Raw genomic sequence first — 11,720 nt, forward strand, 5'->3', positions numbered from 1 at the left:
AATCTCCGGGGGTCCCCAGGTCAGGACCGGCTGATCGAGTCCACCGTCAGCCCGTGCAACTGGTCGCTCTGCAGGAGATAGCGCCCGCCCGCGAGTTCGATCGTACGGTCGTACCCGGTCTGATCCGCGCCGAGGCCGATGATCTCGTCGACGCCGTCACCGTCGAGGTCCGCCACCACGGTGTTCTGGACCGCGTACTTGTTGATCCTGGCCAGGTGGTCCGGGTAGTTGTGGCCCGCGGTGAGGACCGCCGGGTCCCAGAGGTAGATCGCGGCCTCCGTGCCGCCCACGATCAGCCGTCTGCCGCCGGGGCCCGTTCCGAACTCGGCCTGGTGCAGCGTCGGCAGGGTGTACATGCTGTACTCCTTGTCGCCGCCCGCGTAGGTGCGCAGCGCGGCCGTGCTCGCCAGGACCGCTCCTTCCTCGCCCGTGAACCAGTTGCCGGTGGTCCAGGCCCCGCCGCCGGTCGCGGTGTGCACGACCTTCCCGGTCCGCGCATCACGGAACTCGATCAGTGTGGTCCAGAAGTTGTCCTCCCTGACGATCCAGGAGTGCACGACCGCGTGCCCGTCCGCGTAGGGGATCCCCGGGTCGGCGAAGACACCGTGGTGCAGCTCCGCGGCGTAGATCCTGGTGTCGGGGTCGCCGGTCCACTTCGGATCGGCCGTCCAGAGCACCTTGCCGGACTTCCCGTCCAGCGCCATGCCGTTGACGACCGACGTGGCGGCGTCGATGGCCCCGACCGTGCCGTACGAGGCGAAGACCCGGCCCTCGGCCACCGCCAGGTCGGAGAAGACCACTTCCGCGCCTTCGGGGGCGTACGACCAGAGCTGCTTGCCGTTGCCCTGGTACGCGCGGACCGCGTCCGTCGGTACGAGCACCTCGTCGGCGCCGTCGTGGTCCACATCGGCGACGGCCACCGAGCGGACGAACTGTCCCTTGCCGTCAATGGTCCGCAGGACCCGGCCCGTGTGCGCGTCGACGATCACGGTTGCGGAGTCCGCCGCGACGACCAGCTCGTCCCGCTTGCCGTCGCCGTCCGTGTCGGCCTGCACGATCTCGCCGTGCACCGCCCCGGGCAGGGTGGTCTTCCACAGCACCTCAGGCTTGCCCGCCACCATCGACGGACCGTCGTACGCCCACAGGCCGTGCGACTGGCCGCCCGTCACGACGTCCTTCTTCCTGTCGCCGTTCACGTCCACGGCTACCGCGGAGGTCAGATCGCCCTGGAGCGGGGTGAGCGACGCCTGGCGGCCGCCGCTCAGCCGGTAGCTGCGGATGTTCTGCTCGTTGTCGACCGTCCGCACCCGCCACTCGTTGTCCACGCGGTACGGCTGGGCGTAGATCGGAGAAGCGACGGGGCCGCCCTGCTTCTCCCAGCTGACCTCGCCGTCACGCCCGCCGATGGCCGCGAGCCGGCCGTAACGCGTACCACCCGGGTTGGCGGCCGCATCCTTGTCCTGCATCGTGATGTACGAGGCGAGCACCTGCCCGTCGACGATCTGCAGACCGAGTGCGGAGTCGCCGTCCTTGGAATTGGACTCGTCCCGCTTGACGGTCCGCGACCACAGCTCGGACGCGTCCCCGCCGTCCAGCGCGTGCACGGTCGAGGCGTTGACCCAGAGGTACTCGTCGAGCGTGTCCTCGCTGACCGCGTACTCCGGCTTGGAGTCGCCCTTCAGGTTGCCCACCTGCAGGCCGAGCGCGAGGGCGTTGACCCGGGTGTCGAGGGTGGTGCGCGCCCCCGTCGCCGGGTCGTACGCGGCGAGCTGGTACTGCACGCCGTCGCGGTAGTCCGCCTGCTCGACGGCGACGAGCCGCTTCCGCGCGGAGTCGTACGCCAGCTGCCGTGAGTAGAGCGCCCCGTCGCTCTGCCACTTCACCGTGCCGTCAGCTGTGTCCAGGACCAGAGTGTGGCCCTCGGAGGCCGCCGTCGCGGTCTTGCGCCTGTTCCAGGAGACGGCGAGCAGCCCGCCGCCGAGCGCTCTGGTCGAGCCCCAGCGCCCGTCGCGCTGCCCGGTCTCGTAGGTCCATGTGTCGGTCGGCGTCAGCTTTCCGTCGGCGTACGAGAAGCGGAAGCCCTGCAGGGTCGCCCTGGCGTCCTTGGGGGCGTTGAGGTTGGTGGACGGCTGGTCGCCGACGACGAGCGTGTCGCCGACCAGGGTGACCTGCTGCGCGTCCGCGAAGATCCTGGTCCAGACCGTCTTGCCGGTCCTTCCGTCGAGGACGGTCACGAACGTGCCCGTGGAGAGCGTCGATCCGGGCACGGTGAACGGCCGGTACGGCGAATTGCCCACGTCCGCGGTGAAGACGACGTCCGCCACGCCGTCGCCGGTGAGGTCGCCCGTCGTGTAGCCGCGGTCGGAGAAGTCGGCGGCCGGGGCGACGGCGTTGTAGCCCATGGTGATCCGGGCCGGGTAGGGCTCCACCTGCCAGGGGCGTGTGGGCCGGACCTGCCAGTCGACGTACAGCGAGGCATTGTCCCGCTTCCACACCGTCGTGCCGTCGTCCGTCAGGCGGGTGACGGTGCCGGCACTGTGCACGGCGAGGTAGTCGCCGTGGCCGCCCGCAAGCTGTGTGGTGTCGGCCTGTCCCCGGTAGGTCTCCAGGTCGGAGCTCGCTTCGAGGGACAGGGTCCCGTCGGCCGACGTGTCGTCCGTGCCCTGCGGACTCTGCGACGACGGAGAGGAGTTGGATGTGGACTGCGGCGTGATCTGCTGCTCGCCGGCGAACGAATCGCCCTGGAGCCGCTTCTCCAGTCGGTCGGCCTGTGCGTCGGTGAGGACGCGCGGTCCGGCGCTGCCGGCGCTGTCGGCGTGTGCAGCGGGCGTGGCGGTCAGCGCCAGCCCGGCCGCGATCAGGGCGGAGGCGAGCCGGACGGCGCGCCGCGAAGTGGAGGTCATGACGTCGCCTTCGAGGAGATTCGGACGGCGGACTTGTCGGTGAGGACCGACTCGTTGAAGGAGTACTGCAGGGCGTCCGTACCGGCCTGGTTCTCGATGCCGATCGTCGCCTTCGCTCCCGTCTCGGGGGAGGCGGTGCCGATGGACTGGTACTGCAGGGTGATCGCACCGGTCGCCTCGTCGAAGAGAGCCTCGAAGGTGACGCGCTGCGAGGTGTCGGAGGCGAACGCGACGTTCTCCCAGACGATGGCGAATGTCCGCGCTCCGGCCGTACCGTTCGTCGCCGTCTTCACGCTCGCCTTGGCGTCGACCGTCAAGTCGTCCCAGAAGGCGGCGACGATGCCGTTCGGCTTGGTGGCGCCGGGCAGCGCCGTGTTGGCGTAGTCGCCGAGGCGCGGTTCCAGGAAGTTGACCAGGCCGTTGGTGGTGACACTGGCGTCGGTGTACTTCACGCCGTAGAAGGTGACGGGGAAGGGCAGTGACACTGTCCTGACGTTCTCGTCACCGGACAGCGCGACCTTGGTCCTGCCGCTGACCCAGTTGTACGTCGCAGGGGCGCAGCTGTTGCCCGCCGCGTCCGTACGGTTCGGCAGTGCGGCCTGCACCGTCTCGTCGCCGTCCACGGCGACCGTCGTCGTCAGGACGCCGTTGCAGAGCACCGGAGCGGCGGGCGTGGCGGTCAGGGAGAACGAGCCCTCGGCGACCGACGGGAAGCGGAAGGCACCGTTCGAGTCACTGGTGACGGCTGCGAGCGGCGCGTCAGTGATCCGTACCGTGGCCCCCTTCAGCGGCTTGCCGGTGACATCCAGCACCGTGCCGGAGACGGCATGCGCCGGTACGGCGTCCAGCGCGAGGTTCTTGGTGACCTTCTCGCCGGTGGTGACGATGAAGCCGTCCTCGGTGGCTGACGCGTATCCGTATCCGCTCACGGCCAGGGTGTACGTGCCCGCGGTGAGGTTCAGCTTGTACGTGCCGTCGGCCGCGGTCGTCACGGAGCGCTTGGCGGTGCCCGCCTGCGCCTTGACCGTCGCACCGGAGACCGGCTTGCCGGTGGCCCCGTCGGTGACCGTTCCGGTCACGGTGGCCGCGCTGCGCGGGGCCGCGTCGACGGAGGCGAGGATGTCGAGCTTGCCCTCCCCCCAGACGTTGTTCATGTCCGCCGTGCCACCGCAGTGCGTGTCGTCGACATCGACCGCGCCGTCGTTCAGGATCGCCCGGGTCTCGTCGATCTTCCCGATCAGCGAGGGGGCGGCGGACCACAGCAGGGCGGCCGCACCGGCGACATGGGGCGTCGCCATCGACGTACCACTGATGGCCCGGTACGTGTTCCCCGGCCAGGTGGACCGGACATTGACGCCCGGGGCGGAGATGTTGGGCTTGGCGGAGCCGTCGACGAGCGACGGGCCGAAGCCGGAGAAGTCCGCGATCCTCCCGTTCACGTCGTAGGCGCCGACGCCGTACGACGGGGCCTGCGACCCCGGGGCGTGGGCGGTCGAACAGGTCGTGCCGTCACCGTCGTTGCCCGCGGCGAACGCCTCGAAGATCCCGGCCGCGTTCCACGCCTCGACGATGTCCTGGTAGAAGGTCGTGTCACCGCCGCCCCAGGAGTTGTTGACGATGTCCGGTGCCATTTCGGGCTTCGGGTTCTGCCCGTTGTGATCGGTCGGCGCCAGGATCCACTGACCGGCGGCGAGCAGCGAGGAGTCCGAACAGCTTCTGGACTCACAGCCCTTGGCAGCGATCCACTTGGCACCGGGCGCGACGCCGACCCCACCCGCGCCGACCATCGTGCCCATGGTGTGGGTGCCGTGGCCGTTGTTGTCGCAGGGGATACCGCCGGCGCACTGGCCGGTCGGGTCGTACCAGTTGTAGTCGTGGCTGAACGTGCCGTCGCCCAGATTGCCCCGGTAGTTGCCGACCAGGGCCGGGTGGTCGAACTGGACACCCGAGTCGACGTTGGCGATGACGATGCCCTCGCCACGGTCGTCGTACTGGGACCAGACCTGGTCCGCCTTGATGTCCTTGACGCCCCATTCGGCGGCGGCGGGGTCCGTGTCGGCCGCGGCGTCCGTCACCGGGTTCTGCTCGATCGTGTCGAGGTGGTAGGTGCGCTCCTTGCGGATGCTCTTCACATCGGAGCGCTCGGCCAGCGCCGTGACGAGCTTCTCGTCGCCGGTCACCTTGAGCGCGTTGGCGATCCAGTACGACTGGTACCCGACCCGCCTCTTGTCGAGGAACGCCTGCAGGGGTGCCTGGCTGGAGGCCGCCTTCTCGCGCAGCGCGGTGAAGGCGGACCTGGCCTTGTCCGCGTGGGTGCGCCTGCTCTCGGCGGCCGACAGGTCGGCCCGGGGCTTCAGCACGACGAAGAAGGTCGACTCCTTGCCGTGCTCGACGGTGCCGAGGACGGCGGACTCGACCTTCGCGGTGACGGGACTCGGGTCCGTGGCGGGTTGCGCGAACGCGGGAGCGGGGCCGGTCAGTACGGCCGCGGCCGTCATCGCGGCCGCAGCCCACGCGGCGGTTCTGCGCCGCGGGGATCGGGGCAGATGCATCGGAGTGCTCCTCCATGGCTGGTACGGGGGAGCCCGCCGCGCCCCTGCTGTCAGGGGGAAGCACGGGAGGGGCGGGCTGATCCGGGACGCTAGGAGGAGGCCGTTACTGACGAATTACTGAACCGTGTGACGAACCCCGGGTGAATTGCCGGGCCGCACGTGACGGGCGTCTCTGGCGCCAAAAAACTAACGCCGCTAGTTTGGGGTGCGGGCGACATCGCCCGTACGCCTGCCCGGGAGGAAATGCCATGAAGGCCCACGACGGTATGTACATCGGCGGGGAGTGGCGCCCCGCAGCGGGCGCGGACACGATCGCGGTCGTGAACCCGGCGGACGAGCAGGTCATCGCCCATGTCCCGGCGGGCACGGCCGAGGACGTCGACGCCGCGGTACGGGCCGCCCGCGCCGCGTTCCCCGGCTGGGCCGCCACCCCGCCGGCCGAGCGTGCCACGCGGATCGCCGCCCTGCGCGACGTCCTGGTGGCCCGTCAGGACGAGATCGCGGCCACGGTCACCGCGGAACTGGGCGCGCCCCTCCAGCTGTCGCAGATGGTGCACGCGGGCGTGCCGATCCTGGTCGCCGGGTCCTACGCCGAACTGGCCGCCTCGTACGCCTTCGAGGAGCAGCACGGAAACTCCACCGTGCTGCTGGAGCCCATCGGCGTCGTCGGGGCGATCACCCCGTGGAACTACCCGCTGCACCAGATCGTCGCCAAGGTGGCTCCCGCACTCGCCGCAGGCTGCACGATCGTCCTCAAGCCCGCCGAGGACACCCCGCTGACCGCGCAGCTCTTCGCCGAGGCCACCGAAGAGGCCGGCCTGCCCGCCGGTGTCTTCAACCTGGTCACCGGTCTCGGCCCGGTCGCCGGACAGGCCCTTGCCGCGCACGAGGACGTCGACCTGGTCTCCTTCACCGGCTCCACCGCCGTCGGGAAGCAGATCGGCGCCACCGCGGGCGGCGCGGTCAAGCGGGTCGCACTGGAGCTCGGTGGCAAGTCGGCCAATGTCATCCTGCCCTCCGCCGATCTTGCCAAGGCCGTCAACGTCGGCGTCGCCAACGTGATGTCCAACTCCGGCCAGACGTGCAGCGCCTGGACCCGGATGCTCGTCGACGGCGAGCGGTACGAGGAGGCCGTCGCCCTCGCCTCCGCGGCTGTCGCCAAGTACGTGCCGGGGGAGCGGGTCGGTCCCGTCGTCAACGCGAAGCAGCAGGCCCGGGTACGCGGTTACATCGAGAAGGGCATCGAGGAGGGCGCCCGCGTCGTCGCCGGCGGCCCAAAGGCGCCGCTCGCGACGGGGTACTACGTCAGTCCCACCGTGTTCGCCGATGTCACCCCGGAGATGACCATCGCCCAGGAGGAGATCTTCGGCCCGGTCATCTCGATCCTGAAGTACGAGGACGAGGACGACGCCCTCCGGATCGCCAACGGCACGGTGTACGGGCTCGCCGGCGCCGTCTGGGCCGCCGACGACGAGGAGGCCGTCGCCTTCGCCCGCCGGATGGACACCGGGCAGGTCGACATCAACGGCGGCCGGTTCAACCCGCTCGCGCCGTTCGGCGGCTACAAGCAGTCAGGCGTCGGCCGTGAGCTCGGTTCGCACGGCCTCGGCGAGTACCTCCAGACCAAGTCCCTCCAGTTCTGAACAACCCTCCGATGCACCCCCGATCAGCAAGGAGCCGGTCCGTGGTCCGCGCCGCCGTACTGCCCGCCGTCGGAGCCCCCCTGGAGGTCACCGACATCGAACTTCCGGAGCCCGGCCCCGGTCAGGTGAGGATCCGTCTCGCCGCGGCCGGGGTCTGCCACTCCGATCTGTCCCTCTCCAACGGCACCATGCGGGTGCCCGTCCCCGCCGTCCTCGGCCATGAGGGAGCGGGCACCGTCCTCTCCGTCGGCGAGGGCGTCACGCATGTCGCGCCCGGCGACGGGGTCGTGCTCAACTGGGCGCCGTCCTGCGGCAGGTGCCACCACTGCGCAATCGGTGAGGTCTGGCTCTGCGCCAACGCCCTGACGGGTGTGGGCAACATCCACGCCCGTACCGCCGACGGCACCGAACTCCACCCCGGCCTGAACGTCGCGGCGTTCGCCCAGGAGACGGTCGTCGCCGCGAACTGTGTGCTTCCCGCCCCGGACGGCATCCCGCTGACCGACGCCGCCCTGCTCGGCTGCGCGGTCCTCACCGGATACGGCGCCGTCCACCACTGCGCCCGGGTCCGGGCCGGCGAGACGGTCGTCGTGTTCGGCATCGGCGGCGTCGGTCTCGCCGTGCTCCAGTCCGCCCGGATCGCGGGAGCCTCGAAGATCATCGCCGTGGATGTCTCCCCGGAGAAGGAGGATCTCGCCCGCGCGGCGGGCGCCACCGACTACGTCATCGCCTCCGACACCACACCGCGCGAGATCCGTAAGCTCACCGGCGGACAGGGAGCGGACGTCGCCGTCGAGTGCGTCGGCCGGCCCGCCACCATCCGCGGCGCCTGGGACTCCACCCGCCGCGGCGGCCGCACCACGGTCGTCGGCATCGGCGGCAAGGACCAGCAGGTGACCTTCAACGCGCTGGAGATCTTCCACTGGGGGCGTTCCCTGACGGGCTGCGTGTACGGGAACAGCGACCCGGCCCGCGACCTGCCGGTCCTTGCCGAGCACATCCGGGCGGGCAGGTTCGACCTCTCCATGATGGTCACCGAACGGATCGCGCTGGACGGCATCCCGGCAGCCTTCGACAACATGATCGCGGGCAAGGGCGGCCGCGCGCTCGTGGTGTTCTGAGGGCTGTCCCGTCAGGGATTACGGGACAGCCCTCAGGCCTGCTCCGGTGTGGGCGCGGCCTCCGACCGGCTCGTGGTGAGGAGGCGGGCTTCCATCTCGCCCTCCTCGAAGAGCCGCGAGGCCGGGCCCACGATCAGGGGGTCCGCCTCACCGACCAGGTCCGCGTTCTTGTCCGGATAGTCGAAGCGGTGCAGCACATGCCGGATCGCCTCCAGACGGGCCCGCTTCTTGTCGTTGCTCTTCACCACGGTCCAGGGCGCGTCCGCCGTGTCCGTGTGGAACAGCATCAGTTCCTTGGCCTCCGTGTACGCGTCCCACTTGTCGAGCGAGGCGAGGTCGACCGGGCTCAGCTTCCACTGCCGCACCGGATCGATCTGGCGGATCATGAACCGGTTGCGCTGCTCATTGCGGGAGACGGAGAACCAGAACTTCACCAGGTGGATGCCGTCCCGGGCGAGCATCCGCTCGAAGCCCGGTGCCTGGTGCATGAATTCGAGGTACTCGCGGGTCGTGCAGAACCCCATGACCCGCTCCACACCCGCCCGGTTGTACCAGGACCGGTCGAAGAGCACGATCTCCCCCGCGCTCGGCAGATGCGCCGTGTACCGCTGGAAGTACCACTGGGTGCGCTCGCGCTCCGTGGGCTTCTCCAGGGCGACGACACGCGCACCACGGGGGTTGAGATGCTCGGTGAAGCGCTTGATCGTGCCTCCCTTGCCCGCCGCGTCCCGTCCCTCGAAGAGGATGACGAGCCGCTCGTCGCGGTCCTTGACCCAGTGCTGCAGCTTGAGCAGTTCGATCTGCAGGGCGCGCTTGGTCTTCTCGTACGCCTTGCGGCCGAGCTTGTGGCTGTACGGGTAGTCCTCGCGCCAGGCGTCGCGGGCCCGGCCCTCCGGGGTCACCAGGACCGGGTCGTCGTCCCCGCTGTCGACCACGTCGAAGTCGTCGAGTTCGGCGCCGCCGTGGCGGGCCGCTCGGGCGAGGGCGGCCTGTTCCTCGTCAGCCCTGCCCGACTGCTTCTTCCGCTTCTTCCCGGGGCCGGTCGGTTTCCTGGCGCTCCGCGTCATCTCGGGGTCCCTCCACCGGCTGCGCCGGACTGTTCCGCGTCCGTCCAGTCTGCGGACGCATGCGGGAGACCGCCACCCCGGCAAGACAGAGCAGGCCGCCGCCGACGGTGAGCAGCACGGGCACCTCGTCCAGCAGCAGCCATGACATCAGCACCACCAGTGCGGGCACCGCATAGGTGGTGGCGCCCATCTTTCCGGCGGTGGTGCGCGCGAGGGCGTAGGCCCAGGTGGTGAAGGCGAGGGCGGTCGGGAAGATGCCCAGGTAGACCATGTTCAGGGTCGCGGAGAGCGGGGCGTCGGCCGCCTCGGAGATCAGCACACCGGAGAACGGCAGGCAGGCGACCGTACCGATCAGACAGCTGTACGTGGTGATCTGCAGGGCCGAGCCGTGCCGCAGCGCGGGCTTCTGGGTGACCACCCCGGCCGCGTACGCCACCGCCGCGAGCAGGCAGAGCGCCACTCCGAGCACCGACGAACCCCCGTGCCCCGACATGGAGAGACCGACCACGACGGCGCCCGCGAACGACACGGCCATGCCCATCACCAGCATGCGCGGCAGCCCCTCGCCGAGCAGCCGGGCGCCGAGCAGCGCGATCAGGATCGGGCCGATGTTCACGACCATGGCGGCCGTGCCCGCGTCGACCTGCTGCTCGCCCCAGTTGAGCACCACCATGTAGAGCCCGAACCAGAGCAGTCCGGACGCGAGGATCCCCGGCCAGGCACCCCTGGACGGCAGCCCCTCGCGGCGAACGAGAAGGATCGCGCCGAGCGTCAGCGAGCCCGCGAGCAGCCGGCCGAGGGCGAGCGCCCCGGGGGAGTACGCGTCGCCCGCGCTGCGGATGGAGACAAAGGCGGAGGCCCACAGGACCACGCTCGTGCACGCTGCGGCAATCGCCCGCCAGTCACGGCTTGCGGGCATGGTGGCCGTCGCCGAGGAGGCCTGTATGGGTGTTGTCATGGGTCCGACTGTAAGCGGGGAACGGTTCGGTCCTCACCGAATTGTTTCCGGCTCGATCCCGAGGAGCTCGTGCAGCGCCCGCTCCCCGTCCGCGGTCGCCTTCACGGCCCGCCCGGAGCCGATCCGTACGCACCACCCGGTGTCCAGGGCGTGCCTGCACAGCGCGGCGCCCGCCGTTCCCGCCAGGTGCGGCCGGCGCTCCGTCCAGTCCAGGCAGCCGCGTGCGAGGGGGCGCCTGGTCCCGCGGTCCAGCCGGATGCCCAGCTCCCCGAACCAGCCCAGGCCCGCGTCGGTGAGCGCGAAGCCGGTGTCCTGCCGCAGCAGTCCCCGTACGGTCATGGCGTCCGCGATGGCGATGCCGATCCGGCCCGCGAGATGGTCGTAGCAGGTGCGTCCGCGGGCCAGCGCGCTGCTGGTGCTCGCCGCCCGCAGGGTTCGCGGCCGTTCCCCGTCGCCGGGTGCGGCCTGGGCGGCGAGGTCCTCGACGAGGTGGGCGGTCCGTTCGTCGGCGAGCCGCAGATAGCGGTGGCGGCCCTGCCGCTCCTCGGTCAGCAGGCCGCCCGCGACGAGCTTCCCCAGGTGCTCGCTGGCGGTCGACGGCGCGACCGACGCGTACCGCGCCAGTTCACCCGCGGTCCAGGCGCGCCCGTCGAGCAGGGCCAGACAGAACGAGGCGCGGGTCTCGTCGGCGAGGAGCGCGGCCAGGGCGGCGAGGCGGGGCGCGGCCGGGTCGTGGGGTGCCATGCACCCAGCATGCGTCAGGAACGCTTCGGCGAGGGCCGAACCGTGGCCGCGGGCGTCCGCTGCTCGTACTGCAGGGCGAGACCGTCGAGGATCGCCCGCAGTCCGGTCTCGAACGCGCCCTCGTCGACCTTCTGGCGGCGGTCGGCCAGCAGATGGGCCTGGCCGAGGTGCGGGTAGTCGGCGGGGTCGTACGCCGTCTCGTCGTCCACGAAGCCGCGTGCGAATGAGCCCAGTGCCGAGCCCGTGACGAAGTACCGCATCAGTGCGCCGATGTACGTGGCCTGGGCGGGCGGCCAACCCGCTCGGACCATGCCGCCGAAGGCCGCGTCGGCGACCCGCAGCCCGGCCGGACGGCGGCCGGGGCCCTGGGCCAGCACCGGGACGATGTGCGGGTGCGCGGCGAGCGCCGCGCGATAGGAGACCGCCCAGTCGTGCAGGGCGGCGCGCCAGTCGCGACCGTCGTCCTCGTCGAACATCGACAGGTCGACCTGCGCGGAGACGGAGTCCGCGACCGCGTCCAGGATCTCGTCCTTGTTGCGGAAGTGGTTGTAGAGCGAGGGCCCGCTGACCCCGAGTTCGGCCGCGAGCCGACGGGTGGAGACGGCTTCGAGCCCCTCGGAGTCCACCAGGGCGCTCGCCGCCTCGACGATGCGGTCTCTGCTGAGGAGGGGCTTGCGCGGTCGGGCCATGCGGCACATAGTAGGGCCTGCGAACGAAAAACTAGCAGTGTTA

7 protein-coding genes and 2 pseudogenes are annotated in these 11,720 nt (G+C 70.7%); 3 read left to right on the forward strand and 6 right to left on the reverse strand.

The annotated features are described in order from the left end of the window. Nucleotides 1-20 precede the first annotated feature (20 nt). Complete coding sequence (locus OG972_RS32135; RefSeq protein ID WP_266987467.1) at nucleotides 21-2,903, reverse strand: hypothetical protein; 2,883 nt, start codon at nucleotides 2,901-2,903, stop codon at nucleotides 21-23. 462 nt (nucleotides 2,904-3,365) lie between these two features. Here OG972_RS32135 and OG972_RS49620 point away from each other — a divergent pair. Then, nucleotides 3,366-3,536 (forward strand): annotated as a pseudogene (locus tag OG972_RS49620) (hypothetical protein); the annotation flags it as partial. Nucleotides 3,537-3,574: 38 nt separating this feature from the next. Here OG972_RS49620 and OG972_RS32140 read toward each other — a convergent pair. Then, nucleotides 3,575-5,455: pseudogene (locus OG972_RS32140) on the reverse strand (S8 family serine peptidase); the annotation flags it as partial. 248 nt (nucleotides 5,456-5,703) lie between these two features. Here OG972_RS32140 and OG972_RS32145 point away from each other — a divergent pair. Then, on the forward strand, nucleotides 5,704-7,098 hold the full coding sequence (locus tag OG972_RS32145; protein ID WP_266987471.1) for an aldehyde dehydrogenase family protein: 1,395 nt from the start codon (nucleotides 5,704-5,706) through the stop codon (nucleotides 7,096-7,098). A 41-nt stretch (nucleotides 7,099-7,139) separates the two neighbouring features. Beyond that, nucleotides 7,140-8,219: a Zn-dependent alcohol dehydrogenase gene (locus tag OG972_RS32150; protein ID WP_266987473.1), complete on the forward strand. Its 1,080-nt coding sequence runs from the start codon at nucleotides 7,140-7,142 to the stop codon at nucleotides 8,217-8,219. 32 nt (nucleotides 8,220-8,251) lie between these two features. Here the strand turns inward: OG972_RS32150 and ppk2 are convergent, their stop codons facing one another. The 4 genes from ppk2 to OG972_RS32170 are packed head-to-tail and all read right to left on the reverse strand — an operon-like array spanning nucleotide 8,252 to nucleotide 11,677. Then, nucleotides 8,252-9,286, reverse strand: a complete 1,035-nt coding sequence (gene ppk2, locus OG972_RS32155) for a polyphosphate kinase 2 (protein WP_266987475.1) — start codon at nucleotides 9,284-9,286, stop codon at nucleotides 8,252-8,254. Next, the gene (locus OG972_RS32160; protein WP_266987477.1) at nucleotides 9,219-10,244 is read right to left on the reverse strand and encodes a DMT family transporter; all 1,026 of its coding nucleotides are present in this window, start codon (nucleotides 10,242-10,244) and stop codon (nucleotides 9,219-9,221) included. The genes ppk2 and OG972_RS32160 overlap by 68 nt, the downstream gene beginning before the upstream one ends. A gap of 33 nt (nucleotides 10,245-10,277) precedes the next feature. Continuing rightward, nucleotides 10,278-10,988 carry a helix-turn-helix transcriptional regulator gene (locus OG972_RS32165; protein WP_266987479.1) on the reverse strand — a complete coding sequence of 237 codons (711 nt, stop codon included), beginning with the start codon at nucleotides 10,986-10,988 and terminating at the stop codon, nucleotides 10,278-10,280. 14 nt (nucleotides 10,989-11,002) lie between these two features. Continuing rightward, nucleotides 11,003-11,677, reverse strand: coding sequence for a TetR/AcrR family transcriptional regulator (locus OG972_RS32170; protein WP_266987481.1), 675 nt, complete (start codon nucleotides 11,675-11,677; stop codon nucleotides 11,003-11,005). Nucleotides 11,678-11,720 lie beyond the last annotated feature (43 nt).

The sequence above is a fragment of the Streptomyces sp. NBC_01669 genome, from assembly GCF_026339735.1.
In the GTDB taxonomy this organism is placed as follows: domain Bacteria; phylum Actinomycetota; class Actinomycetes; order Streptomycetales; family Streptomycetaceae; genus Streptomyces; species Streptomyces yanii.

What these genes read in the sequence shown, in the direction of transcription:
- ppk2 (WP_266987475.1), bottom strand. Translation starts at nt 9,286, where the DNA reads ATGACGCGGAGCGCCAGGAAACCGACCGGCCCCGGGAAGAAGCGGAAG.
- OG972_RS32145 (WP_266987471.1), top strand. Translation starts at nt 5,704, where the DNA reads ATGAAGGCCCACGACGGTATGTACATCGGCGGGGAGTGGCGCCCCGCA.
- OG972_RS32135 (WP_266987467.1), bottom strand. Translation starts at nt 2,903, where the DNA reads ATGACCTCCACTTCGCGGCGCGCCGTCCGGCTCGCCTCCGCCCTGATC.
- OG972_RS32170 (WP_266987481.1), bottom strand. Translation starts at nt 11,677, where the DNA reads ATGGCCCGACCGCGCAAGCCCCTCCTCAGCAGAGACCGCATCGTCGAG.
- OG972_RS32160 (WP_266987477.1), bottom strand. Translation starts at nt 10,244, where the DNA reads ATGACAACACCCATACAGGCCTCCTCGGCGACGGCCACCATGCCCGCA.
- OG972_RS32165 (WP_266987479.1), bottom strand. Translation starts at nt 10,988, where the DNA reads ATGGCACCCCACGACCCGGCCGCGCCCCGCCTCGCCGCCCTGGCCGCG.